Genomic DNA, 25,325 nt, shown 5'->3' with positions numbered 1-25,325 from the left:
CACCCGGCACCAGCAACAAGGGCTATCCAGGACGTGATCCAGATAGCCCCTGCTCACTCCGGGCTGTGCAAACAACAAAGATCAATCTGTGACCATCGCCCTACGCATGATTTTCTGCGCAACTGAGGAGGACGTTGCCATTCCCAAAGTGCCGTAATGCGCCCCCCAAGCTCCAAGCTCTCCGGAACTGCGCGTACTTAAAAACACATCCGCCACCTCTTGAGAGCTATAGCGCAGCAGCTCGGCCGCCTGCAAGACGCGGGCGACGGCTTCGGTCATGGGGCGGGCCAGAAACTCGTCCTCGATCGCCGCTCTCACCAGACGCTCGGTATGCTGCACCCAAGCATCGAAGCGCTTATCCTGCCCGGCCAAGGGTTTGAGTTCATTGAAAACCGCCTCTACCGTGCGCGGGTCCCTGATCATGGCGCGCCGCACATCCATGCACATCATATTGGCCGTCCCTTCCCACACGCTGTTCAAAGGGGCCTCTCGATACACACGAGCCATGGGGTTTTCTTCGATAAAACCATTACCGCCATGACACTGCAAAGCCTCGTTCGCAATAGAGGGCGCGCGCGAGCAATTGAAGTATTTAGCCGCAGGCGTGGCCACCCGAGCCAACAGCTTTTCATGTTCACTGCTTTGCATCAGATCAGTGGCCTTGGCGACTCGCAAGGACATCAAAGTTGCCGCTTCCACTTCTACCGCCATATCCGCCAGCACATTGCTCATCATGGGCCGGTCGGCAATGGAGGTTCCAAAAGCCTTGCGTGATGTAGTGTGACGCAGAGCCAAAGTCAGCGCCTGCCGCATCAAACCTGCGGAGCCAATCGCAAAATCCAGGCGCGTCAAATGCGAGTGCGACAGGATTTCCCGAATACCGCGCCCTTCCTCCCCCACCCGAATCGCCAGTGTGCCGGCATATTCCACTTCGCTGGACGCGTTGGAGCGATTGCCCGCCTTGTCCTTCAGGCGTTGCACAAAAAAGCGGTTATAGCTGCCGTCCGGCAAGGTACGGGGCAAGAAGAAACACGTGACACCGCCATTGACTTTAGCCAGCGTAAAAAAACCATCGGACTGTGGCACCGAACAAAACCACTTATGGCCTGTCAGCTCATACCAATGTGCTGTGGCACCGTGATAATCCGCGCTGTGGGAGAAGCGTGCGGTCGTCTGCGTCTCGCGCAGATCTGAGCCGCCCTGCTTTTCTGTCATCGCATAACCAATCACCACCGAGGGCTTGTCCCCCACTTCGCGACGACTGTATTCATAGCGTGTCCCTTTGAGCTTGTCTGCCCAGATCGCCAACGCAGGCTCGGCCTCGAAACCGGCATAAGCCGCATAAGCCATGCCGGTCGGGCAGCCCGTACCGTGCTCCACCTGATTCCACAAATAGGACAAGACAGCGCGGGCGAAGTGGCCGTGTTTCTCTTGGGTACGCCAGCTTAAATTGGGCACCTCATGCTGCCAGGCCAGACCCATCAACTCATGCCAGCTGGGGTGAAATTCCAGCCAATCAATCCGGTTGCCAAAGCGATCGTGCGTTTTAAGCTCAGGGATATGACGGTTCGCCAAACGGGCCAGTTCCTGCACATTCTCATCACCGGCCACCGCCCCCAAGGCCTGGCAACGCGATGCGGCCCAAGGGGCTTCACGGCTGATGGCGTCACGTAAAACCTGATCGCCCGTAAAAGCATTGAAACCACTGGCAGGCAAAGCCTGATTCAAAACCTGATGCGTGCTGTAACGGTCCTCGGGCACATTCAAAATGCTGGGGGAAAGCGGCTGGTTCATATTTGTCTCCGAACTTTTTTCTAAGACGTGGCAGAAGGGACTGCCACACTGGCGCACGCCATCTGGGCAATCTGGTCGGCCAGCGCGGCCACTTGGCGCTGGTAACTGTCCGTGCCATCGTGCTGCTGACGGCTTAAAGGAGAAAGCGGGCCAATCAACCCTTCCATGAAACCACCCACAATGACGGTAGCCGCAATATCGGGCTGCACATCCTGGCGCATTTCCTGCGCGTCCTGACCTGTGGAAACAAGGGAGTGAATGACCTGGCTGATCGCGGCGCGATACACCAAACGAGCCGCGTCGATTTCCTTGTCGCAAGGCTCTGCGATCAAGGCATAGGCCAAGCGAGGATTACGCATGGCGCGTTTCACGAACGTGGAGACAGCGGCATGCAGGCGCAGCATGGAAGAACCATCCGCCTGCGCAATGTCCGTGAGCACATCCACCTCACGCTGGGACACCAGCGACAGGACTTCTGCAAACAGTTCGGCCTTGGAGGGGAAGTAACGATAGACCGTCCCGGTGGCAATACCAGCAGCGGCTGCCACACTGGCCACCTGTGCTTCCTGCCAGCCACCTTCACTGACCAAAGCGCGAGCGGCTTCCAGGATACGGCTGCGATTGTCTTGCAGACGGGCTTCAACGGCGGGGGTTTGACGGTAGGCCATAAAGAAGTGAACTCTGATTCATTACATGAGTGAATCCTAGTTCATTTCTTTGTGGTGGACAAGAATTTCTTTAGCCAGAGGTCTCAGAAGACTCGCCTACTGGCCTTGCAGGCGGCTTGGGAGCATCTGTTATTTGCAGCGACAAAATCAGCAACCCCCAATAAAACTGCCCCCAGCAACAGCGATGGCAAAGCCATCAATACTGTTTTCTGGGGGCAGTCTGAACTCGCTAGCGCGCAGGCATCAAGCCTATCAGGCCGACAGTTCCTTACGAACGATTTCAGCACCGGCGCTCAGGGCGTGCAGCTTGCCGCGAGCTACTGCGCGTGGCAAAGGTGCCATACCGCAGTTGGTGGAGGGGTACAGCTTGTCAGCGTCCACAAACTTCAGTGCCTTGCGCAGGGTGTTAGCCACTTCGTCGGCAGTTTCAATCACGTTGGTGGCCACATCAATGGCGCCAACCATCACTTTCTTGCCACGGATCAGTTCGATCAAATCCATGGGAACGTGGGAGTTCTGGCATTCCAGGGAAATGATGTCGATCTTGGATTGCTGCAGTTTCGGGAAGGACTCTTCATACTGACGCCATTCCGAACCCAGAGTCTTTTTCCAGTCCGTGTTGGCCTTGATGCCGTAGCCGTAGCAGATGTGCACGGCGGTTTCGCACTTCAGACCTTCGATGGCACGTTCCAGAGTAGCAATACCCCAGTCGTTCACTTCGTCAAAGAACACGTTGAAAGCAGGCTCGTCAAACTGGATGATATCCACGCCTGCGGCTTCCAGCTCTTTGGCTTCCTGGTTCAGGATCTTGGCAAATTCCCAAGCCAGTTTTTCACGGCTCTTGTAGTGGTTGTCGTACAGCGTATCGATCATGGTCATGGGGCCTGGCAGCGCCCATTTGATCGGCTGCGAAGTTTGCTGACGCAAGAATTTGGCATCATCCACAAACACGGATTTGGGACGAGTCACGGCACCCACAACGGTTGGCACGCTGGCATCGTAACGGTCACGAATACGCACGGTCTCGCGCTTTTCAAAATCCACACCTTCCAGATGCTCGATGAAGGTGGTGACAAAGTGCTGGCGGGTTTGTTCGCCGTCGCTAATCAGGTCGATACCGGCATGCAATTGTTCTTGCAAGGACAAGCGCAGTGCATCTTTCTTGCCTTCGACCAGGTCCTCACCCTCCAGTCTCCAGGGCGACCAAAGTTTCTCGGGTTCAGCAAGCCAGGAGGGTTTAGGCAAACTGCCAGCGGTGGAGGTGGGTAGCAATTTTTTCATAATAAATAACCTTGTTGTTTTTGATGAATCAAAGCGCGTAACTGGCTGCCCATTGATCAAGAATCACTTTGTATGGCTTGATAAAACTTTCTTCGGTAAACCGGCCCTGCTCAACCGCCAGACGGCTACGTTCTTCACGATCGTAGACAATTTGTGTGACCGAGTGATCCGCATTTTTCAGGCTGGGCTGATAGCGCATTCCTGCTGCCGAATTGGCATTGTAAATCTCGGGTCGATAGATTTTCTGGAATGTCTCCATCGTGCTGATGGTACTGATCAATTCCAGATTCGTGTAGTCGCTGAGCAAATCGCCACGGAAGTAAAAAGCCAAAGGCGCCACACTATTTGGAGGCATGAAATAACGAACCTGCAGGCCCATTTTCGCGAAGTACTCGTCAGTAGGCGAAAACTCGTTTTGCTGGTATTCAACGCCCAATACCGGATGCTGATTACCTGTACGGTGGTAGACCTTGCTGCTGGACACGCTCAGGCAAATCACGGGGGATTTGTTGAAGTTTTCCTGATACAGCGTGGAGTTCACGAAAGACTTGAACAGCTTGCCGTGCAAATCGCCAAAGCCTTCCGGGGCGCTGAAACCATTTTTGTTCTTGTTGTGCTCCAGCAAAACCACGCTGAAATCGTAATCACGCACATACGAAGAGAAGTTGTTGCCCACAATCCCTTCAATGCGCTTGTTTTCCTTGTGGTCAACGATATTGGTTTTCAGGATTTCGATGGTAGGAAAGGTAGAGCCATTGCCTTCCACATCAATATCAACAGACACAATATCCAGCTCAACCGAGTAACGATCCCCATTCGGGTTGTCCCAATGGGCCAGATTGTTGAAGCGATTGTCGATCATCTTCAGGGTATTGCGCAGGTTCTGCTGACGGCTTTCACCACGGGCCAGGTTGGCAAAGTTGGTGGTGATGCGTGTGTTGTCGGATGGACGGTAGTTTTCATCAAAACGGATGCTTTTGATGCTGAACGCGAATTCTTTATTCATTTTTATGTATGCCCTAATTTCTGATTTCAATCTCGAATTTATTTTCAGCCAAGTCACTGATCTGGAAAAATAAATTCATCTTATTTATGTATATGTCGCGCTGTTTGTCGGATCTGCTTTGCGGGCTGTACTGCTTGCTCTCTTCTTCCTGGTGAAGCCAGAAAACAGTGTTGAATCACCCTCAAAAAAAGTCCCGGCATTTGGCCGGGACCTTCCGCCAAACTCAGTCCTGATCGGATCAGGTACTTGCCCGCAATGCTTTCGCTGCGGCCACCATATTGGTCAAAGCTGGAATCACCTCAGCCCATTGGCGTGTCTTCAGACCGCAGTCGGGGTTCACCCACAGACGTTCTGCTGGCACGCGCTCGGCGGCTTTCTTCATCAAATTCACAATGTGCTGCTCGGTCGGAATATTGGGCGAGTGAATGTCGTACACGCCAGGGCCGATCTCGTTGGGGTACTGGAAGTTTTCGAAGGCTTCCAGCAACTCCATATCCGAACGGCTGGTTTCAATGGTGATCACGTCCGCATCCATATCAGCGATGGAAGAAATGATGTCGTTGAATTCCGAGTAGCACATGTGTGTGTGGATTTGCGTCTCGTCACCCACGCCATTGGCGGTGATGCGGAAGCTTTCCACGGCCCAGTCCAGGTAGCTCTGCCATTGCGATTTACGCAGTGGCAAACCTTCGCGCAAGGCGGCTTCGTCGATCTGAATTACATGCACGCCGGCCTTTTCCAGATCCAGCACTTCTTCGCGAATGGCCAGCGCCAGTTGCAGGCAAGAAGCCGAACGAGGCTGATCATCACGCACAAAGGACCAGTTCAAAATCGTCACAGGGCCGGTCAACATGCCCTTCATGGGCTTTTGGGTCAGCGACTGGGCGTACGTGATCCATTCCACCGTCATGGCTTGAGGACGACTGATGTCACCAAACAGGATGGGTGGTTTCACGCAGCGCGAACCGTAGGACTGCACCCAACCGAATTGGCTGAATGCGTAGCCGTCCAGTTGCTCACCAAAGTATTCGACCATGTCGTTGCGCTCGGCTTCGCCGTGCACCAACACGTCCAGACCCAGTTTTTCCTGCTCACGCACGCTGCGCTCAATCTCGGCACGCATGGCGGCCTGGTAGCTGTTTTCGTCCAGACGACCGGCCTTGAACTCGCTACGAGCACGGCGGATTTCTACCGTTTGCGGGAAAGAACCAATCGTGGTGGTGGGGAATGCAGGCAACTTCAGAAATTCAGCTTGCTTGGACGCACGCTGTGCGTAGACGCTCTTGCGCTTGCCCAACTCTGCCGAAATGCGAGCCACCGCTGCTTTCACAGCAGGATTGTTCACTCGGGGCGAGGTACGACGGGCAGTCAAAGCGGCCAGGTTCTCGGCCAGCTCTGCCTTGACGGCATCACGACCTTGGCTCAAGGCTTTGCCCAATACGCGCAGTTCGCCCAGCTTTTGCAAGGCAAAGGCCAACCAGGACTTCACATCAGCATCCAGCTTTTGTTCGCTATCCAGATCAACTGGCACGTGCAGCAGCGAGCAGGAAGGAGCAATCCACAAACGGTCGCCCAATTGCTTGGCGATGGGCTCAACCCAGTCCAGCACGGCGGTCAAATCTGTTTTCCAGATATTGCGACCATTGATCACGCCCAGGGACAAGACCTTCTCATCACCCAAAAGCTTGAGTAGTGCATCCACGCCATCACGATCATTGATGGCATCCACATGCAAACCGGCGACAGGCAAGCTGGCGGCCAAAGCGGCATTTTCCAGCAGTTGACCAAAGTAAGTCGCGACCAGCAACTTCACGCCAGCAGCCTTCAGTTGCTGATAAGCGGTTTTGAACGCTTGCTGCCAATCGGCATCCAGTTCGGTAACCAGAATAGGCTCATCAATCTGCACCCACTCCACGCCTGCTTTGGCCAGCGTATCCAGCAATTGGACATACACGGGCAGCAAGCGATCCAACAAGGCCAGCTTGTTGGATTCATCCTTGGCCTTGCCCAGTGCCAGATAAGTCACGGGACCAATAATCACAGGCTTGGCTTTCACGCCTTGAGCCTTGGCTTCAGCCAGTTGCTCCAGCAAACGCGAGGCGTCCAGCTTGAACTGGGTGTCAGCCGTAAATTCGGGGACGATGTAGTGATAGTTGGTGTCGAACCATTTGGTCATTTCACCAGCAGCCACACCACCGCAGCAGGCGCTGTGATCTTCCAGACCTTTGGCCGAACGACCGCGTGCTACGCGGAAGTAGTTATCCAGCTCATCACCATGAAAGCCCTGCACACGCTCGGGCAAGTTGCCCAGCAAGAAGCTGGCATCCAGCACCTGATCGTAAAAAGAAAAATCACCCACGGGCACCAGGTCCAGACCGGCCTGGTTCTCCCAGTGCCGCTGGCGCAGTTGAGCACCCAGCATCTTGAGTTCGTCACGCGAAGATTCGCCCTTCCAGTAAGACTCCAAGGCGAACTTCAGTTCCCGTTTGGCGCCAATGCGCGGAAAGCCAAGATTATGAATCGTCGTCATGTGCTGCTCTCAATAGGCCAGTGGATTAAAGAATGACTTGCATTGTAGGAAGCCGCATCAATGAAGTAAAATGGTCTTATCTCACCAATCCATGAATATCATTCACGTATCATGTTAGAGCGCATCCATCTGGCCGTCGTACAGCAAGTTGACAAGCAAGGGTCCCTGACCGCCGCTGCTGCCGTGCTGCACGTTACCCAATCCGCCCTTAGCCACACCATGCGAAAACTGGAGCAGCAACTGGGCACAGAAATCTGGCGTCGCGAAGGCCGCAACCTGCAACTGACTCAAGCTGGGCAGTATCTGCTGGCCGTCGCCAACCGCGTCCTGCCGCAGCTGGATCTGGCAGAAGAACGCCTGGGCCAGTTCGCCCAAGGCGAGCGAGGATCACTGCGCATCGGCATGGAATGCCACCCCTGCTATCAATGGCTGCTGAAGATCGTCTCGCCGTATCTCAGTGCCTGGCCAGACGTGGATGTAGACGTGAAGCAGAAATTCCAGTTCGGCGGGATTGGCGCGCTGTTTGGCTATGAAATTGATCTGCTGGTCACCCCAGACCCGCTCTACAAGCCAGGCCTGAAGTTCGAGCCCGTGTTCGATTACGAACAGGTGTTGGTGGTCAATAAAGCTCACGCACTGGCCAAGGTGGACTATGCCAAACCCAAGGACCTGGACCGGGAGGTGCTGATCTCCTATCCGGTGGACATAGACAGGCTGGATATCTACAACCAGTTTCTGCTGCCCGCAGGCATTGCCCCCCGACGCCACAAGGCGATTGAGACGACGGACATCATGATGCAGATGGTGGCTAGTGGACGTGGGGTCGCCGCCCTACCCCGATGGTTGGTGGAGGAGTATGCGGAAAAGCTGGATGTGGTGCCGGTGAGGTTGGGCAAGCACGGCATCGCCAAGCAGATCTTCCTGGGGATGAGGGAGACGGAAACGGTGATTGATTATCTGCAGGCGTTTATGGAGCTGGCTCGGGGGTCCGGGCCGAATACAGGACCAAGCCTTACCTAACGACGGCCCGTTTTAGCGCCGGACTTGAGCTGCATCCAGAGTTTGGCGAGCAGCTTTTGTAGCACCTGGCATTCCGCTTCATCCAAACTGCTGGTCAGCGATTCACACATCTGCCAAAACGCTGGCAGCGCTTCGTCCACCAACTTACGGCCCTCATCCGTTAACTCCAAGGCAAAACTGCGTCGGTCCTCGGTACTTAACTTGCGGCGCAGCAGATCGCGTTTTTCCAGCCAGTCCAGCAAGGATGTCACTGTGGAGCGCGTCACACCGAAATACTCCGCGATGTTGGACGGAGTGATCGCCTGGCTCTCCACCAATCCCCGCTCTGCCAGGCTGAAAAACATCAATACATCGAATTTGTTCTCTGACAGGCCGAACGGCGCAAGACGGGTGTTAGCGCACTGCTCAATATCGTCGCATAGCCACAGCATCAACAAGCCTAGCCCTGCACGGCTTGGGTTAGTGTTTTCGGCTGCACTAGCGCGCATCAGCTCCAAGTGAGGGCGTACTGCCTTAAGAGCCGTGAAAGATGACGTAGAAGCAGATGTTTCGGACCGTTGCATGATGGGTCAAGCTCAATACCAAAGGGAAGGTGGGAAATCATAGCGCATAGAAATAGTACCACTTGCGTATAATACGACAGTCGTACTATATTTCCATTGCTTCACCACAATCAAAGGCCAAGCCTGAATTAAAAAATCCCGAAGGAGCCCATACACCATGAAAGTAATTGAATTGCACCACGTTGGTTTCGGCGTCAATCATGCACAGGCCGATGCCATGCTTGATTTCTATCGCAACGTGTTGGCTTTGCCACAAGACCCGTCTCGCTGGAAGATTCCCGGCATTTACGGTTCGTGGTTCAACCTGCCCAATGGCACCCAACTGCATATTCTTGGCTGCGAAGGTGTTTCCCAGTACGCCAAAGGACCAGATCAGGACCCGGTCTCGAATCACTTCGCCCTTGCCGTCGAGGACATACTCGCCGCCGAACAAGAACTGGTGGAGCAAGGCATCGAGTACTTCACCTTGGACAATGTCGCCTCTCCCAATCTGAAACAGTTGTTCCTGCGTGATCCTGCAGGAAACCTGATCGAGCTGCACCAGGCCACGGCTCGTCGCGCGGGTGTCGCCGTCGATGAGCAGCAGCCGGGCCCAAGCGCCAATCGCTAAATGTATAGCTAGCAGGAGTGAGACATGTATTTCGATATGAAGGCTTTAAGCAGCTCGCAACGTAGCAAGCTGGTGCACTCCACGGTAATTCCCCGGCCTATTGCATGGGTAAGTTCGTGCAGTGCTTCGGGTGCGGTCAACGTCGCACCATTTTCGTTTTTCAATGTGATGTCCGGGGATCCCCCGTTGCTGTGTCTTTGCATCGGTTCGCGCGCAGGTGAACCCAAGGACACAGCACGCAACATCGTCGACCAAGGCGAATTTGTAGTCAATCTGGTCTCGGAAAACATGGCCGGGCGCATGACCATCACCTCTATAGACTTTGATGCCACCTTGAATGAAGCCCAAGAGGCGGGACTTGAAATGATCCCAAGCCAGCAGGTGGCCGTGCCAAGAATCGGATCGAGCCCATGCTCGATGGAGTGCAAGGTGCGCCAGCTGATTGATATTGACGGTATACGCACCTTTGTACTCGCAGACATCGTCGGCGTACACCTATGCGACGAGGCCGTTACCGACGTCAGCAAAATGTTCATCGACCCATTGCCAATGGCTTTGATCGGACGTCTTCACAGTCCGGGCTGGTACTGCAAAGTATCAGCCGATTTCCAGCTTTCCACGCCCTCTCCCCAGCAATGGCAGGCCCTGAAGAATCAGGGACAGGCGCAGCAGCTGTTGAACTGGCAAGCCCCAGCCCCGACAAACCCCGGAGGCCAAGATGTTGAATGCAATTGAAGTGCGCCAAAGCGCCGAATACCTGGATAAGGCCGAGCGCTCTCGCGAGCAGATACGTCAGATTTCGCTGAGCTATCCCGAGATGAGCATCACCGATGCTTATGCCATCCAGCATGCCTGGGTACAGATGAAGCTTGCCCGTGGTCAGCGAATCATCGGCCACAAAATCGGCCTGACTTCGCGGGCGATGCAAATGGCTTCACAGATTGATGAGCCAGACTACGGCGTGCTGCTTGATGACATGCTCTGGGGCGATGGTAGTGAAATCCAACGCGATCAGTTAATCCTTCCCAGGGTAGAAGTGGAACTAGCCTTCATCCTTAACCGCCGCTTGGCTGGCGAGCAGGTAACACTGTTAGATGTGCTGGACGCCACCCGCTACGTGATGCCTGCACTGGAAATCATTGATGCGCGCTCCGAACAGCTGGACCGAGAAACCAAGCGGCCACGTCGAGTGGTCGACACCATAGCTGACAATGCGGCGAATGCCGGAGTGATCCTCGGTGGGCGTCCAGTGCGTGTGGATGATCTGGACTTACGTTGGGTGGGTGCACTGTTGATGCGTAATGGCGTCATCGAGGAGACGGGCCTGTCAGCGGGTGTCCTTAACCACCCTGCCAATGGTGTTGCATGGCTATGTCATCGCCTGGCTGCATTCGACAGTGGCCTCGAACCGGGACACATCGTGCTTTCAGGCTCTTTCACGCGTCCAGTGCACGCCAACAGCGGCGACACCTTTCATGCGGACTTCGGACCACTGGGCAGCGTCGGCTGCCACTTCGTCTGATCCTTTACTCACCAAGATTTAGCTATGCATAACACCTTCAAACAAGCGCTTGGCAAGAACGATCCGGTAATTGGCCTATGGATGGGCCTGGCCAACGCTTACACCGCCGAATTACTCGCCGGTACCGGATACGACTGGCTGGTTATCGACAACGAACACGCCCCCAACACCGTGCCCTCAACCCTGGCGCAACTGCAAGCCCTGGCGGGCACATCGGCACACGCGGTTGTCCGCGCCGCTAGTGATGACACCGTAGAGATCAAACGCTTACTTGATCTGGGGGTCCAAACCCTGCTCATTCCGATGGTAGAAAGCGCCGAACAGGCCAAACGCATCGTTGCCGCAACACGCTACCCACCAGTTGGGGTGCGCGGGGTCGGAGCAGCCTTGGCGCGAGCCTCACGCTGGCAACAAATACCCGATTACCTGGCCCATGCTGACACTCAGATTTGTACGCTGGTGCAGGTTGAAAGCATGGCGGGACTGTTGGCCCTGCCTGAGATTGCACGGGTCAGCGGCGTCGATGGCGTGTTCCTCGGCCCGGCTGACCTGGCAGCGTCAATGGGCCATTTGGGTAATCCTGGACACCCTCAAGTGCAACAGGCAATAGCCACCGCCATCGGCGAGATTCGTAAAGCCGGTAAAGCGGCGGGTATTCTCAGCGGTGACTTGGCTATGGCTCGCACTTACTTGCAACTGGGGGCCGTGTTTGTCGCAGTGGGGTCTGATGTCGGAGTGTTGTCGAATGGTGCACGGGCTTTGCGGGAGGCGTTTCGAGATATTGCGTAAATACCCTCCTTCGGGCACCTAGGTCAAAGAAGGTGAGAGACGTGAATCGGACTATCGTTGATTGGACGGATCAAGGAACCGGGGCGAGGTGCACGCAAAGCCATGCTCACTTAACCAGGCTGTAGCCGCGTTAGCTACGTCAGACTCCTTGTCCCACCTTACTTTCTATTGATAGAAAGAAGTATCAACGTAATTCAGGAAAAGTCACCGGGCCAACTCGTTATCGGTGAGGCTCGCAATATTTGCGGCTAGTACGTAGTTCGATGCACAGAAATTCGACTAGTCACGTTGCTATACAGAGCTGCTCCGTGATGTGAGAATCCAACAATCGCTAGCCATGATTCGTATAAATAAGACATTTAACCACTTGTCTTGCGTTACGTATTGTAGTATTTACAACCTATCCTCTTCCGGACCGTCAACGCGCCCTCCGGTTCTTGTCGCTCTTCGTTTCCTGTTGCCCATGCCGTCCAACGACACTCTGCCTACCCTCGTACACGATAAACTCCTGCAGAGTCGGCAGGAACTCTTGGACATCGGACTACGCAACAACCTAATCAACTTTAGGAAGAACGCTCGGAACATCGCGGTACAGCAGGCCAAGGCAGAAACACTTCTGCAGGTCCTGATCAACGCACAGAAACCCCTAAGCTTTCGTGCCATCGGGGCTCCTCGCGTCGCCGCGAAGGGCCCTGTCACGACTCCCGATGGTGCACACAACCATCCTTCCAAAGCCCTAGCGCCAACCGAACCTCCTGCCAACACTCTAAAAACCAGGTCCGCCGAGACTTCTTTTACAAGTGGTGCAGAGGCGCCGCTCAACGCTGCGGTCGCCGTCCCGGAGAATATTCAGGCGCCTGAAACCTCCAACAAAATGCGGCCCAACGAACTGGTCGTGGCCTCATCAGAGGACGCTCTCTCCCTCCAACTCCTAAAAGTGCGCGCAGACGCCCAGGCCTTTGTCGAAGAGCAAGGAGCGAATCTGCTATTTCTGGCTATTGGCTTTCTCCACTGGTACGAAAACGAATCGTCCGAAGAGGCTAGGCGCGCACCTCTGATCCTCGTGCCATGCACACTAGTGCGGAGATCGGCACTGGAGCTGTTCCATCTGGAGCCTACCGGCGACGACGTTCAAGTGAACATGTCCCTGGCAGCCAAATTGCGCACGGATTTCGGTATCACGTTACCCGTACCAGAGACTGACGACGACGGTGATGCTGCGAGCTGGATGCAGTACCTGGCAGACGTCGAGAAAGCCGTGGCGCGGCAACCGCACTGGCGCGTAAAGAGCGACGACGTAGTGCTGGGCTTTTTCTCGTTCGGTAAGTTCCTAATGTACAAGGACCTTGACCCAGACACATGGCCGCAAGACATGCAGCCGAGCGAGCATCCAGTGCTACAGCGCCTGATCGGCGAGGGGTTCGGTGGCGATCCGACCGCCTATGACGATGACGTGCACATCGATAACGTCATCGCCCCTGGCGAAGTCCACTTTGTCAAGGACGCAGACAGCAGCCAGACACAAGCCATCCTGGAGGTGCGAGCAGGAAGCAACCTCATCATCCAGGGCCCCCCTGGTACAGGCAAATCGCAGACCATCACCAATCTAATCGCCGAGCTGATCGGGCAGAACAAGACTGTGTTGTTCGTGGCCGAAAAGATGGCAGCCCTGGAAGTCGTGAAGCGTCGCCTGGATGAATGTCATCTGGGCGATGCTGTACTGGAACTACACAGCCATAGAGCCACCAAGACGGCGGTCCTGCAGGAACTTCGACGATCACTAGAGCAAGGCCGACCGGTCGTAGAGAGTGGCGAGCGCGATCTCCAGCAATTACGACGCGTGCAGGACGAGCTGAATGCCTACTGCGAGGCTGTCGCAACCACAGTGGGTCAAACCCAGATGCCCTTCTCGACTGTCCTGGGTCGCCTCCTTGCACTCAAGCGCCAGTACCCGGATCTGCCTCCCTTGCCAGTACCCGCGATAGCTGATTGGACTGAACAGGACCATTCGGACGCTGGGGAGCTAGTCGACAGCATGGCGCGAACCCTTAGCATCCTAGGTCGGCCCACAGCAAGCGCACTGTGGGGGAGCCAACACACCGTATTCACGCCCGTCGAAGAGAATCGTGCCAGCGAGGCATTGACCCGCGGTGTTACGGCGCTGGACGCCTTACTAGCATCGGCTAATGCGCTCTCGGAACGACTTCAGTTGACAGCCCCCGCCAGTCTTCACGACGTTGATGTAGTGTGCCGCGCAGCTAAGCGTGCAGCCGAAGCGCCCAAGCTCACCGGGGTCCAACTCTCTACCGGCGACTGGCAAGCTCGACGCGACACCCTCAAGGCACTGACAGAGGCCGGCGCAGGCATGAGCACCGAGCGAGCACAATGGGATGGGGTGCTGATCGAAGCAGCCTGGGAACAAGACCTCCTAACAACACGGCAGAGCTTGGCTCGCATGGGCTCCAAGTGGTGGCGCGGCATATCCGGCGAGTGGCGCACAGCCAAGCGCACACTTCAAGGACTGGCGAGAGGCGGGCTCCCTGACGAGCCAGCGCAACTGGTGGCAATTGCCGACAGCGTCCTGGCCTATCAACGTCATCGTCAGACTTACGAGGCACATGCCAGCTTGGGGCAAGCCCTTTTTGGCGCACAATGGCAAGCCGACCGCTCAGACTGGGCTGTCCTCGACCGCATTTCACAGTGGGTGATTGCCCTACATGACGAAGTCGGCAAGGGTGACATGCCACAGGGGATTATGGACTTCCTGTCCGGGCATCAGGATGCAAGCGGGCTTGGCGACATGGCCGTAGCCACTCAAGCAAACGTCAGGACACTCACGTCGGCTGTCGAAGCTGCCACACAAGCACTCGCGCTGCCTGCATCGAACTGGGGCGAGTATCCACTGCAGCAGCTTGCTGAGCAACTCCAACAGTGGCGCAAGCAACTGCCGCACCTGCATCAGATGGCGCGCTTCAATGCCCTAGCCGAGGAATTCAACGCTGCTGGCCTGCAGATAATGCTGGCGGCTGCCCGTGACAGCGATCAGTCAGACACCCTGGTCCCCCTGCTCGATATCACTTGGTATGACAGCTTAGTACAGCGCGCCTACAAAGACCTGCCCATTCTTGCCCGCTTCGACCGGCTGGAGCATGAGCACCGCATCCAGCGATTCCGCAGCCTAGATCTTGCCTCCATCGATCATGCGCAAACGCGCCTCGCTACCGCCATCTGGCAGCGCAAGCCTCACATCAATCAGCCCGGCGAGATGGCCGTGTTACGGACCGAGATCAACAAGAAGCGCAAGCATCTCCCGATCCGCCAACTGATTGACCGAGCCGGCCGGGCCATCCAGCAGGTCAAGCCAGTGTTTATGATGAGCCCCATGTCCATCGCGAACTTTTTGCCGCCAGCAAAAGTGGACTTTGACGTGGTGATCTTTGACGAAGCCTCGCAAGTGAAGGCGGTGGATGCTCTGGGTGCGATCCTACGTGGCAAGCAGGTGATTGTTGTGGGCGACACCCGCCAGATGCCACCAACGGACTTCTTCAGTCGCGACCTAGATCAAGAGGACGAGACCGAGACGGCCGACATGGAGAGTATTCTCAGCCTTTTTAAGGCCAAAGGTTGTAACGAGCGCTACCTCCGGTGGCACTACCGCAGCCGCCATGAGTCGCTCATCGCGGTGTCCAACGTCGAGTTTTACGACAGTAAACTAGTCGTGTTCCCAGCGGCTGGGCAGACGCCACATGCCACGGGCATTTCGTTACGGCATCTGCCAGACGCCCTGTACGACCGCGGCAAGACGCGCAGCAATCCGGGAGAAGCACAGGCCGTGGCAGAAGCCGTGCTACACCATGCTCGCACCACACCTCACCTGTCACTCGGAGTAGCCGCCTTCAGTGTGGCGCAGCGCGACCGAATCGAAGAAGAGCTGGAGCGCCTGCGCAAGTCGCATCCGGAGACGGAGCCCTTCTTCACCTCCCACCCCAGCGAACCTTTCTTCGTGAAGAACCTAGAGAACATTCAAGGTGACGAGCGCGATGCCATGTTCATCAGCATTGGCTACGGACGCAACGAATCGGGTCGCATCGCCAAAGAATTTGGCCCCCTGAACCGCGATGGCGGACACCGTCGCCTGAACGTGCTGATCACGCGGGCGAAGATGGCTATGACCGTATTCAGCAACTTCCGCGGAGACGAGCTCGAGCTGGACGCCAATGCCAAACACGGCGTGCGGGCGCTCAAGAACCTACTCACCTATGCCGAGACACGCGAACTCACAGTGAGCGTCGAAACCGGCAAAGCCACCGACTCTCCCTTTGAGAACCAAGTGCTACGCGCACTGCAAGACCGGGGCTACAGCGTAGAGCCCCAGGTTGGCACAGCCGGTTACTTTATCGATCTTGCCGTGAGAGACCCAGAGATGCCCGGGCGCTATGTACTGGCCATCGAGTGCGACGGCGCAGCATACCACAGCGCGAAGTCCGCTCGCGACCGCGACCGTCTACGCCAGGGTGTGCTCGAAGGACTGGGCTGGCGATTCCATCGGATCTGGAGCACAGACTGGTTCCGGAATGCCGCGCATGAGACGGATCGTGTGATCGAAGCAATCGAGGCCGCACGTCTGGCTCTGGAAGAGCGAGCGGCCACGCAGCCTGAGCTCGTGCCAGACAACGCCACGCGCGAGCATACTGCGCTGGCGACTCTGACACGGGACGATGAGGATCAGCCTAGCGGCCCTGACCATATTATTCCCTACACCACCACGGCCCTTCCCTCGCAACACGGCAGCGACATCGTATCAGCACCATTGCATGTGCTCCGCGACCTAGTGAAGCAGACTGTAGACATCGAAGCCCCTGTTCACGTCGACGTGGTGACCCGCAGGCTGATGACCGCCTATGGCGTAAGTCGTGCAGGCGCGCGCGTGGCAGCACGGGTGAAAGACGCCGTGGACACGACTGCGCGTAAATATGGATGGGTGCAGCACAACGGATTTGTGCTTCGTCCAGGCCAGTGCAACGGCAATGAATCCATCCCCGTGCGAAGCCGATCACTCCTGCCTCCGGCTGAACGCAAGATCGAACTGATCGCACCAGAGGAAGTCCGCACAGCGCTGCTTAAGACCGTTGAAGTGGCCTTCTCCATTAACACTACTGATCTCGTTGCGGAAGTCACCAAGGCGCTTGGCTTCGGCCGGGCTACAGCAAACATCACCGCGCAGATTGAAACCCAACTGAGTGTTCTACTATCCTCTGAGGCGCTAAGAAAGGCGGAAGACGGACGCGTAGCAGCCATGGATAAAACAGACGCCACTTGAAGACTTGAGGACTGAGCGTAAAGCACGGCGTAGTATATCCGTCCAATGCAGCCGTTCCACCAAGCGAAGAGAATACCGCCGAGTGCGCTTCGCGGACCGGATGCAATACAAAGAGGCACGCGACCGCGCTAGCGAAGAAGCTATGGCCGAACTCAGATGTCAGGCACAGGAATCAGGCATGGGGTACGAATGAGGCACTCGCCCTTCACCGCCATATTCGATGCCTGCGTTCTCTATCCTGCGCCACTTCGTGACTTTCTAATGTGGCTAGGGCTGTCAGGGCGATTCCGTGCCCGCTGGAGTCGCGACATGCATGAGGAGCGGAAACGCAATCTACTGCTCAACAGGCCCGATCTGACACGTTCTCAGGTAGACCGCACTTCAGACTTGATGGATCGCGCAACCCCCGATGGCTTGGTGGATGAGTATGAAGATCTCATCGCTGGGCTGACTCTGCCCGATCCCGACGACCGCCATATTCTGGCCGCGGCCATCCGCTGCAACGCCAGTGTGATCGTAACCTTCAACCAGAAAGATTTTCCGGCAAATGTACTCGCTTCCTACGGAGTGGAATCTCAACATCCCGACGAGTTTGTAGAGAATCTCTTCGATCTTGACGCCGCAGCGGTAGTATCCGCGGCGCAGCGCCAGCGGGCACAACTCAAGAACCCGCCTATTGACGTTGATCGTTATCTGGATAATCTTGTTTCGGCAGGGATTAGTTCAGACAAACAAAGCTTTGGCGACTTATCGTGCCACTCTCTAACTTGAAAAATCCTCACTCCGTCAGGGATAGTCGATGAACCGCGCTTACCTCTCCTTGCGTGCCCACGATGTAGCCACTCTCAGCAATGCCGAACTCTTCGGTCGCCTGGCTTCACATTTGCCCTTCGCACTGGAGCCCGCGCAGCGCGCCGCGTGGAATTACCAGATCCAACACCTACGCGCACTAGCGCGAGAATTACCCGATGCCCATGCCTTCATGGAGTTTCTAATCCCTCGTATGGGGCGTCGGGCTGACCTGATCTTGCTGACCAATGGCATCGTGTTTATGATCGAGTACAAACTCGGCGCGAGCCAATTTGATCGCTCTAGCCTGAACCAAGTCTATGGTTATGGCCTAGATCTCAAGCATTTCCACGAAACCAGCCATAGCCTGCCGATCGTACCAATTTTGGTCGCCACCCATGCGCCGCTTAATGATGATCTGCACGTGCAATGGGATGACGATGGCCTTGCACGACCAATAGGCGTAAATGCCGCAGGCCTTCTGCAAGCCATACACCATCTGTCTCGCACCTGGAATAACTCCCCGATTGATGTTGCGGCTTGGGAAGCTGGGCGGTATCGCCCGACGCCAACCATCGTAGAGGCTGCCCAAGCACTGTATCAGGGACATGCCGTTGAAGAAATTTCTCGTTCCGAGGCTGGGGCCAAAAATCTTACAAACACCGCCGATTATGTGGCTAATGCGATCGAAGCAGCGAAGCGAAACAAACGCAAAATTATCTGTTTCATCACTGGCGTCCCAGGCTCCGGTAAGACACTAGCAGGCCTCAATCTCGCCACAGCACGCCAACGCGCCCATAGCGATGAGCATGCCGTTTTCCTTTCGGGAAATGGCCCCTTGGTGGATGTCTTGCGCGAGGCGTTAGCCGTGGATGCCGTAGCAAGGGCACGTGAAACCGGTACCAGCACGACCAAGGTGCAAGAGGATCGCCGTGCCGCCGCCTTCATCCAAAACATCCACCACTTTCGCGACGATGCACTCATCTCTCAAGATGCCCCGGTAGAGAAGGTCGCTGTGTTTGACGAGGCTCAGCGCGCTTGGAATGCTGAACAGACATCAAAGTTCATGCAGCAGAAGAAGGGCCAGCTTGGTTTTTCCATGTCTGAACCGGAATTCCTGCTTTCGGTGATGGATCGGCACCAAGACTGGTGCGCGATCATCTGCCTCGTGGGTAATGGTCAAGAAATCAACACCGGTGAAGCTGGTATTGAAGAATGGCTCCGCGCACTGGAGCGGAGCTTTCCACATTGGCAAGCACACACTCCCAACAGTCTCGTTCATTCATGCCGGCTCACTGAAGGCGTTACCGCACCCGCGCTGCATTTGGCCACTTCGCTACGATCCTTTCGCGCCGAGCGCTTATCTGATTTTGTTGGTTATGTGATCGATGGCGATGCAACTGCCGCACGAGAAGTCAAAAACACGCTAACTAATTTTCCTCTCTACATCACACGGGACCTTGAACACGCGAGGCAGTGGCTTCGTTCCAAACGTCGTGGCGCTGAACGGACCGGCTTGCTGGCCTCATCCAATGCAGCCCGTCTCAAGCCGTATGGAGTGTTTGTGAAAGCCAAGATAGAGCCTGCCAAATGGTTCTTGGCTCCGGACGATGACGTGCGATCGTCTGATGCGCTTGAAGATGTCGCCACAGAGTTCGACATTCAGGGCCTGGAATTGGATTGGACTTGTCTGTGCTGGGACGCCAATTACCGACGTGCGGGAGATCAATGGCTCGCCCTACAATTCAAGGGCACGCGATGGCAAGCTGTAAATAACGAAGCACGCAAGACATATGTGGCCAATGCCTATCGCGTGCTGTTGACCCGCGGCAGACAGGGCATGGTGGTTTTCGTGCCCGAAGGCTCTAGTGAGGATGCGACACGAACGCCCACGATTTACCAGGCCACCTATGCCTTCCTGAAAGATTGTGGGTTCGAGGATTTGGAGAGAATAAATTCGGATCTCGCGCCGCGGTTGAGACTTGCTGCAAGTTAACTACAGCCACCGTTTAGGTCTCTCCGGCGCCTGGCATTCGGCAACTCCCAAAGGTAACCGATGTGTGGGAGCTCTTCCAATACCATGCCGGCATTATTCACTTGGTCATGGTATCGGTATTTTTTCAATGGCGCTCCCATCCAAACACCATGAAAAATGCCATTGACGATGTAAGCAACATCATCAATGGCATTCAATTTTATTGAATTAAATCAATAAATTAGAAAATAGCCCTCACTCCCACTCAATCGTCGCTGGCGGCTTGCTGCTTACGTCATACGTCACACGGTTGATGCCACGCACTTCGTTAATGATGCGGCCAGAGGTACGCTTCAACAACGAGTATGGCAGTTCCGCCCAGTCAGCCGTCATGAAGTCGGTGGTCTGCACTGCTCGCATAGCAACAACGTACTCATAGGTACGTGCATCGCCCATCACGCCCACGCTCTTCACAGGCAGGAAGACGGTGAAGGCCTGGGAAGTCAGGTCGTACCAGTTCTTGCCAGTTTCTTCGTCGACCGTGTTACGCAGCTCTTCGATAAAGATGGCATCAGCTTGGCGCAGCAGGTCTGCGTATTCACGCTTGATTTCACCCAGGATACGGACACCCAAGCCTGGGCCTGGGAAGGGGTGACGGTAGACCATTGCTGGCGGCAAGCCCAGGGCTACGCCCAGTTTGCGCACTTCGTCCTTGAACAGTTCGCGCAGGGGTTCCAGCAGTTTCAGGTTCAGCGTGTCTGGCAGGCCGCCCACGTTGTGGTGGGATTTGATGCCAGTGGCTTTGCCGGATTTGGCGGCGGCGGATTCAATTACGTCCGGGTAGATTGTGCCTTGAGCCAACCAGCGGGCGTTGCTGAGCTTGGCGGCTTCTTCCTGGAAGATTTCCACGAATTCACGGCCGATGATCTTGCGCTTGGCTTCTGGATCGGTAACACCGGCCAGTTTGCCCAGGAAGCGGTCGGATGCGTCGATATGGATGATCTTCAAACCCATATTGTCAGCGAAGGTGCTCATGACTTGCTGGGCTTCGTTCAGACGCAGCAGGCCGTGGTCCACGAATACGCAGGTCAGCTTGTCACCGATAGCCTGGTGGATCAGAGCGGCAGCAACCGAGGAATCCACACCACCGGACAAGGCCAGAATAACTTCTTCGTCACCGACTTGTTCGCGGATATTGGAGATAGCCTCTTCCACGTAGTCAGGCATGTTCCAATCACCCACGCAACCGCAGATGTCGCGCACAAAGCGTTCGAACAAGGCGCCGCCTTGGACAGTGTGAGTAACTTCAGGGTGGAACTGAACCGCGTAGAAGCCGCGATCTTCATCGGCCATACCGGCAATGGGGCATGTGGGCGTGGAAGCCATCAGCTTGAAGCCGGGAGGCAGCGCGGTAACTTTGTCGCCGTGGCTCATCCAGACTTTGAGCATGCCGTGGCCTTCTGCCGTGGCGAAATCCTGGATACCGTCCAGCAGCTTGGTGTGGCCGTGGGCGCGCACTTCAGCGTAACCAAACTCGCGCTTGTCGGAGCCTTCGGTCACACCGCCCAGTTGGCGGGCCATGGCTTGCATGCCGTAGCAAATGCCCAGAACGGGTACGCCGGCTTCAAAAGCAGCGGCGGGAACTTGCAGAGCGTCTTCGGCGTAGACCGACGCGTGGCTGCCCGACAGAATGATCCCTTTCAGGCCTTCTTGGGAACGGATGAATTCATCGCTGACATCACCGGGGTGAATTTCACAGTACGCACCGGCTTCGCGTACGCGACGCGCAATAAGCTGGGTGACCTGGGAGCCGTAATCAAGAATCAGAATTCGCTGGTGCATGAAAGTATCGAGCCAATAATAAAGCGGTAAAGGATCTATTTTACGCTGTGTAGCGCCGCTTAGGGAGTGGCTGAAATACTCCAGGCCGAAATTGTCCCGCATCACTGGCATTCATGCGGCAAGGCAGCTACAGTACATGCAGCCATTTTGGGAGTTTCAGCATGTCTTCGAGTCGTACCCCTCGTCCGAGCGAGCTTAATGAACACCATGAATCCCGACCTGCACAGGCCGCGCAACAGCAAGGCGGCGGCAGCTACATCCCTGCTTCCGGCCCTTCCGGTGATCGCTCGCACAGCTTTGCCTATGAATGCCAAGAAGATACCGACGAAGTCTCCGACAGCCTGACCTTTGTGCTGGTTCACGGTGCCTGGCACGGTGGCTGGTGCTGGTCCCGCCTGGCGGCCCGGCTACAGGCCAAAGGGCATAAAGTCTATACCCCCACACTGACAGGCCTGGGCGAACGCAGCCACTTGCTCAGCCCGGACATCACCCTGAATACCTTTGTGGACGATGTCGCTAATTTGATACGTTGGGAGGAACTCTCCAACGTGGTTCTGGTGGGCCACAGCTTTGGTGGACTGGTTATTAGCGGCGTAGCCGATGTCATGCCGCGCTGCATTCAGCAACTGATTTACCTGGACGCCTTTATCCTGCCCAGCGGCACCAGCACTTTCGACACGCTACCGGAAAAGATTGTCGACAGCATGGTGGCCTCTGCCGGGAAAAGCGCCGTTCCTGCCGTCCCCCCTCCTCCACTAAGCGCCTTGGGCCTGCATGCCACGGAAGATCTGCACTTTGTCGGGAACCGCCTGACGCCACAGCCGCTTAGCGTCTACCGCTCTTCCCTTCGTTTACAGAACCCCGTCATTGGCAATGGCCGTCCCTGCTCCTATATTTCCTGCACACAGCCCACGTTCAGAGGGGTCGATACCTCGCGCGAATGGGCCCGTCAGCAAAAAGACTGGGAATTCCGTGAGTTGGAAAGCGGGCACTGCGCTTTGATGACACACCCCGACATGCTGGCCCGACTGCTGCTGGAGCTGGCGGATTAATCCGCTTCGTCCACGCTGTCTTTAGAGCGATAAAACTCTCTGGGAGTAACCCCGAAATGCCGCCGGAACACGGCGGCATATGCGCTTTGGCTAGCGTAACCGTGTTGCAAAGCCACTTGCACTACCGGCTCACCGGCGGCCAAACCTTCCAGAGACCCTAGCAAGCGTGCGAATTGACGCCATTGCCCAAAGCTGATGCCGGTATGGCGACGAAACAGGCGGTGGAAAGTTTTGACGCTCATGGCCAGTTGCTGGGCCCAGGCATCTGCATCCCTATCGTCATCGGGGCTAGCCTCCAGGTGCCGACACACTAGTAGCAAGCGCGGCTCTTCGGGCCAGGGGAGATGAAACGGCAATACAGGCAGCTCGCGCAATTCATTCAGCAATAAGCGCATCAAGCGGCCGTCGCGACTGTCTTGCGCGTACACCAAGGGAATTCGGCTAGCCTCCAGAATCAGCTCTCGTAGCAAAGGGCTGACATCCAGCACGCAGTTACGCGCTGGCAAGCCTGGAGCAGCATCCTCATCCACAAAGATCGTGCGCATTTTGACCTGCCCACGCATGCGTACGTATGAGGTCGCCCCGGTTGTAGCCAAACGCCTCGGCTGGGCGGCACCACCCAGCGCCCTTCCTGGGCGTCGATCACCATCACCCCTTGCACAGCGTACAAAAACTGCGCCCGTACATGCTGGTGCTCTTGAATAAGATGGCCGTCCGGATAGTCTGCCGCCAAACCACTAATGGGCATCTTGGCCAGCTCGACAGGGATATGAATAAGAGGATCAACCACAAGCTGTCCCATTTGCGCTAATTCAAGTCAGTTTAGCGAAAGACAGGCAAGCCGGTCTACAGCGAGCATACGTCTTCCTTATTGATGGATGCTTCCAATGCGCAACTATGCCTATCCGCTGGTGACCATGCTGTTGTGGTCCGGCAATGTAATTGTTTCCAAAATGGCGCACGGCCTGATCGCCGCACCTGCCATGAGTTTTTATCGAGTCGTGCTGGCGCTGGCCATCATGAGCCTGTTTGCCGCTCGCCCTGTCTGGCGACACTGGCACTCGATCCGGCCTCAACTGCCCAAACTGCTGTTTCTGGGATTTCTGAGCATGGCGTTTTATCAGTGCCTGTCTTACTGGGCAGCGGCGAGTACCAGCGCCACCAATATGGCCGTGATTACCGCACTGACACCCCTACTGACCCTGTTGACCACACGTCTGCTGCTGCCAGGCTCTGGCCCTCGCGGCATGCTGCCCGGTGCCCTGCTGGCCTTGTTTGGAACAGTCTGGTTGATTAGCGGCGGCCATCCCCTGCAACTGCTAAGCCAAGGAGTCCGCTCTGGCGACTTGCTGATGCTGACAGCGGCATTGAGCTACGCCTTTTACAGCGTCTTTTTGAAGAAATGGCATATCACTGTGCCAGCCTGGCAATCGACCTACCTGCAAGCTTGGGGAGCCTTGATTACCCTGCTGCCCGTATTCTTCTGGCTGCCAGCTGAACAAACCCAGCTGAATGAGCAAACAGTCCCCCTGATCCTGTACGCAGGCATCCTGGCCTCCGTCTTGTTGCCCTACTGCTGGATCCAGGGCATCACACGCTTGGGCCCGGCCCGATGCAGCCTGTTCCTGAACATCCTGCCCTTCATGACCGCCATGCTGGCCATCCCATTGCTGGGTGAGCAACTGGGCGCGCATCATGTGAGCGGTGGATTGCTGACTCTGGCAGGGGTGATTCTGGCTCAATGGCCGCCTCAACAATGGCTGTTCAAAACCAAGGCAGCTCCTGCTAAATAAGAAGCACGGGAGTTTTATATTCCACGCCTGCTATGAACTGATTTGCCAGCTATCGACCACGAGCTTGTGAGTTAACGAGTAACGAACTAATGAACTGAATAGCTGAATAGCTGAATAGCTGAATAGCTGAATAGCTGAATAGCTGAATAGCTGAATAGCTGAATAGCAATCTTAGGGTAAGCGCATCCCGCAGTATCCAAAGCAAGGCGTCCCGTCATAAACGGGGCGCTTTTTTATTTATTAGAGCGCTCTGCACTCCCATATCTCCCACTTCATAAAGAGTCGCTCCCTGAATGGAATAAGGACTACACAACACCAGCCAAGATAGGAAGAACAAAGGCTGAGATAGCGGTAGTTACTGCTGTTGCTGTTGCTGTTGCTGTTGCTGTTGCTGTTGCTGTTGCTGTTGCTGTTGCTGTTGCTGTTGCTGTTGCTTTGCTTTGGTCTTGATGGTGACGGTGACGGTGACGGTGACGGTGACGGTGACGGTGACGGTGACGGTGACGGTGACGGTGACGGTGACGGTGACGGTGACGGTGACGGTGACGGTGACGGCAGTGATTGTGCAGAGCCTTGACCAAACTGCCAACAAATAAAAATTTTTAATACCTATTTTTAGCCATAAGGAAGATTGCTTTCCCTAGCCTCCCTCTTCTCATCAATAGACCTCTCTCCTCCTCTTCCTTATTACAAGTCTTACTCCCATCAAGCTACGATTTCCCACCCACGATCCTTCCACACACCAACACACCAACACACCCACAAAAACCC

19 protein-coding genes and 2 pseudogenes are annotated in these 25,325 nt (G+C 55.8%); 11 read left to right on the top strand and 10 right to left on the bottom strand.

Annotation, left to right across the window (positions count from 1 at the left end; translation table 11 throughout):
* Positions 1-81: 81 nt before the first annotated feature.
* From DUD43_RS08255 to metE, 5 genes are all read right to left on the bottom strand, one after another.
* Entirely contained in the window at positions 82-1,794 is a 1,713-nt protein-coding gene (locus tag DUD43_RS08255) for an acyl-CoA dehydrogenase family protein (RefSeq protein ID WP_153229898.1), read from the bottom strand.
* A gap of 20 nt (positions 1,795-1,814) precedes the next feature.
* A complete protein-coding gene (locus DUD43_RS08250; protein ID WP_125304252.1) occupies positions 1,815-2,462 on the bottom strand; it encodes a TetR/AcrR family transcriptional regulator in 648 nt (215 codons plus the stop codon).
* Between the two features lie 252 nt (positions 2,463-2,714).
* The gene (locus DUD43_RS08245) at positions 2,715-3,743 is read right to left on the bottom strand and encodes a methionine synthase (protein ID WP_042479886.1); all 1,029 of its coding nucleotides are present in this window, start codon (positions 3,741-3,743) and stop codon (positions 2,715-2,717) included.
* A gap of 28 nt (positions 3,744-3,771) precedes the next feature.
* On the bottom strand, positions 3,772-4,749 hold the full coding sequence (locus DUD43_RS08240; protein ID WP_153229897.1) for a DUF1852 domain-containing protein: 978 nt from the start codon (positions 4,747-4,749) through the stop codon (positions 3,772-3,774).
* A gap of 238 nt (positions 4,750-4,987) precedes the next feature.
* Positions 4,988-7,279, bottom strand: a complete 2,292-nt coding sequence (gene metE, locus DUD43_RS08235; protein WP_153229896.1) for a 5-methyltetrahydropteroyltriglutamate--homocysteine S-methyltransferase — start codon at positions 7,277-7,279, stop codon at positions 4,988-4,990.
* Between the two features lie 111 nt (positions 7,280-7,390).
* On the opposite strand from metE, the gene DUD43_RS08230 reads away from it, so the two are divergent.
* Positions 7,391-8,299, top strand: a complete 909-nt coding sequence (locus tag DUD43_RS08230) for a LysR family transcriptional regulator (protein ID WP_153229895.1) — start codon at positions 7,391-7,393, stop codon at positions 8,297-8,299.
* Here DUD43_RS08230 and DUD43_RS08225 read toward each other — a convergent pair.
* Positions 8,296-8,862: a MarR family winged helix-turn-helix transcriptional regulator gene (locus tag DUD43_RS08225; RefSeq protein WP_153229894.1), complete on the bottom strand. Its 567-nt coding sequence runs from the start codon at positions 8,860-8,862 to the stop codon at positions 8,296-8,298. The two genes, DUD43_RS08230 and DUD43_RS08225, sit on opposite strands and share 4 nt — an antisense overlap.
* 157 nt (positions 8,863-9,019) lie before the next feature.
* Here DUD43_RS08225 and DUD43_RS08220 point away from each other — a divergent pair, with 157 nt between their 5' ends.
* From DUD43_RS08220 to DUD43_RS08185, 8 genes and pseudogenes are all read left to right on the top strand, one after another.
* Positions 9,020-9,472: a VOC family protein gene (locus DUD43_RS08220; RefSeq protein WP_045931546.1), complete on the top strand. Its 453-nt coding sequence runs from the start codon at positions 9,020-9,022 to the stop codon at positions 9,470-9,472.
* A gap of 24 nt (positions 9,473-9,496) precedes the next feature.
* On the top strand, positions 9,497-10,207 hold the full coding sequence (locus tag DUD43_RS08215; RefSeq protein ID WP_153229893.1) for a flavin reductase family protein: 711 nt from the start codon (positions 9,497-9,499) through the stop codon (positions 10,205-10,207).
* On the top strand, positions 10,191-10,994 hold the full coding sequence (gene hpaH / locus DUD43_RS08210; protein WP_153229892.1) for a 2-oxo-hept-4-ene-1,7-dioate hydratase: 804 nt from the start codon (positions 10,191-10,193) through the stop codon (positions 10,992-10,994). The genes DUD43_RS08215 and hpaH overlap by 17 nt, the downstream gene beginning before the upstream one ends.
* Positions 10,995-11,018: 24 nt before the next feature.
* On the top strand, positions 11,019-11,783 hold the full coding sequence (gene hpaI / locus DUD43_RS08205) for a 4-hydroxy-2-oxoheptanedioate aldolase (protein WP_153229891.1): 765 nt from the start codon (positions 11,019-11,021) through the stop codon (positions 11,781-11,783).
* Between the two features lie 529 nt (positions 11,784-12,312).
* Positions 12,313-17,103 carry a DUF3320 domain-containing protein gene (locus DUD43_RS08200; RefSeq protein ID WP_265588072.1) on the top strand — a complete coding sequence of 1,597 codons (4,791 nt, stop codon included), beginning with the start codon at positions 12,313-12,315 and terminating at the stop codon, positions 17,101-17,103.
* 70 nt (positions 17,104-17,173) lie between these two features.
* A pseudogene (locus tag DUD43_RS19370) lies at positions 17,174-17,296 on the top strand (DNA-binding protein); the annotation flags it as partial.
* Positions 17,293-17,869 (top strand): annotated as a pseudogene (locus tag DUD43_RS08190) (PIN domain-containing protein). The pseudogenes DUD43_RS19370 and DUD43_RS08190, both read left to right, overlap by 4 nt.
* A gap of 33 nt (positions 17,870-17,902) precedes the next feature.
* Positions 17,903-19,888: a DUF2075 domain-containing protein gene (locus DUD43_RS08185; RefSeq protein ID WP_228125937.1), complete on the top strand. Its 1,986-nt coding sequence runs from the start codon at positions 17,903-17,905 to the stop codon at positions 19,886-19,888.
* Positions 19,889-20,122: 234 nt separating this feature from the next.
* Here the strand turns inward: DUD43_RS08185 and guaA are convergent, their stop codons facing one another.
* A complete protein-coding gene (gene guaA, locus DUD43_RS08180; protein ID WP_153229890.1) occupies positions 20,123-21,709 on the bottom strand; it encodes a glutamine-hydrolyzing GMP synthase in 1,587 nt (528 codons plus the stop codon).
* 161 nt (positions 21,710-21,870) lie between these two features.
* Here guaA and DUD43_RS08175 point away from each other — a divergent pair, with 161 nt between their 5' ends.
* Positions 21,871-22,761 carry an alpha/beta fold hydrolase gene (locus DUD43_RS08175; protein ID WP_153229889.1) on the top strand — a complete coding sequence of 297 codons (891 nt, stop codon included), beginning with the start codon at positions 21,871-21,873 and terminating at the stop codon, positions 22,759-22,761.
* Here the strand turns inward: DUD43_RS08175 and DUD43_RS08170 are convergent.
* Together DUD43_RS08170 and DUD43_RS19420 are read right to left on the bottom strand one after the other, a co-directional pair.
* Positions 22,758-23,306, bottom strand: a complete 549-nt coding sequence (locus DUD43_RS08170; RefSeq protein WP_416202942.1) for an AraC family transcriptional regulator — start codon at positions 23,304-23,306, stop codon at positions 22,758-22,760. The genes DUD43_RS08175 and DUD43_RS08170 overlap by 4 nt on opposite strands.
* Positions 23,216-23,509 (bottom strand): AraC family ligand binding domain-containing protein, encoded by a 294-nt coding sequence (locus tag DUD43_RS19420; protein WP_416202947.1) that lies wholly within the window; start codon positions 23,507-23,509, stop codon positions 23,216-23,218. The genes DUD43_RS08170 and DUD43_RS19420 overlap by 91 nt, the downstream gene beginning before the upstream one ends.
* A gap of 139 nt (positions 23,510-23,648) precedes the next feature.
* Between DUD43_RS19420 and DUD43_RS08165 the strand changes: the two genes are divergently transcribed.
* Positions 23,649-24,554, top strand: a complete 906-nt coding sequence (locus DUD43_RS08165; RefSeq protein ID WP_042479854.1) for a DMT family transporter — start codon at positions 23,649-23,651, stop codon at positions 24,552-24,554.
* Between the two features lie 355 nt (positions 24,555-24,909).
* Here DUD43_RS08165 and DUD43_RS08160 read toward each other — a convergent pair whose 3' ends face one another.
* The gene (locus DUD43_RS08160; protein ID WP_153229888.1) at positions 24,910-25,143 is read right to left on the bottom strand and encodes a hypothetical protein; all 234 of its coding nucleotides are present in this window, start codon (positions 25,141-25,143) and stop codon (positions 24,910-24,912) included.
* Positions 25,144-25,325: the final 182 nt, after the last annotated feature.

This window comes from Alcaligenes faecalis, assembly GCF_009497775.1.
Classification (GTDB): Bacteria; Pseudomonadota; Gammaproteobacteria; order Burkholderiales; family Burkholderiaceae_B; genus Alcaligenes; species Alcaligenes faecalis_D.
Note: the sequence above shows the minus strand (reverse complement) of the source record. Positions and strands in the feature narration are given on the sequence as shown.

Bases quoted from the DNA above. Each gene is read 5' to 3' on its own strand.
- DUD43_RS08255 (WP_153229898.1), bottom strand. From the start codon at position 1,794: ATGAACCAGCCGCTTTCCCCCAGCATTTTGAATGTGCCCGAGGACCGT.
- DUD43_RS08250 (WP_125304252.1), bottom strand. From the start codon at position 2,462: ATGGCCTACCGTCAAACCCCCGCCGTTGAAGCCCGTCTGCAAGACAAT.
- DUD43_RS08245 (WP_042479886.1), bottom strand. From the start codon at position 3,743: ATGAAAAAATTGCTACCCACCTCCACCGCTGGCAGTTTGCCTAAACCC.
- DUD43_RS08240 (WP_153229897.1), bottom strand. From the start codon at position 4,749: ATGAATAAAGAATTCGCGTTCAGCATCAAAAGCATCCGTTTTGATGAA.
- metE (WP_153229896.1), bottom strand. From the start codon at position 7,279: ATGACGACGATTCATAATCTTGGCTTTCCGCGCATTGGCGCCAAACGG.
- DUD43_RS08230 (WP_153229895.1), top strand. From the start codon at position 7,391: ATGTTAGAGCGCATCCATCTGGCCGTCGTACAGCAAGTTGACAAGCAA.
- DUD43_RS08225 (WP_153229894.1), bottom strand. From the start codon at position 8,862: ATGCAACGGTCCGAAACATCTGCTTCTACGTCATCTTTCACGGCTCTT.
- DUD43_RS08220 (WP_045931546.1), top strand. From the start codon at position 9,020: ATGAAAGTAATTGAATTGCACCACGTTGGTTTCGGCGTCAATCATGCA.
- DUD43_RS08215 (WP_153229893.1), top strand. From the start codon at position 9,497: ATGTATTTCGATATGAAGGCTTTAAGCAGCTCGCAACGTAGCAAGCTG.
- hpaH (WP_153229892.1), top strand. From the start codon at position 10,191: ATGTTGAATGCAATTGAAGTGCGCCAAAGCGCCGAATACCTGGATAAG.
- hpaI (WP_153229891.1), top strand. From the start codon at position 11,019: ATGCATAACACCTTCAAACAAGCGCTTGGCAAGAACGATCCGGTAATT.
- DUD43_RS08185 (WP_228125937.1), top strand. From the start codon at position 17,903: ATGAACCGCGCTTACCTCTCCTTGCGTGCCCACGATGTAGCCACTCTC.
- guaA (WP_153229890.1), bottom strand. From the start codon at position 21,709: ATGCACCAGCGAATTCTGATTCTTGATTACGGCTCCCAGGTCACCCAG.
- DUD43_RS08175 (WP_153229889.1), top strand. From the start codon at position 21,871: ATGTCTTCGAGTCGTACCCCTCGTCCGAGCGAGCTTAATGAACACCAT.
- DUD43_RS08170 (WP_416202942.1), bottom strand. From the start codon at position 23,306: ATGCGCACGATCTTTGTGGATGAGGATGCTGCTCCAGGCTTGCCAGCG.
- DUD43_RS19420 (WP_416202947.1), bottom strand. From the start codon at position 23,509: ATGCCCATTAGTGGTTTGGCGGCAGACTATCCGGACGGCCATCTTATT.
- DUD43_RS08165 (WP_042479854.1), top strand. From the start codon at position 23,649: ATGCGCAACTATGCCTATCCGCTGGTGACCATGCTGTTGTGGTCCGGC.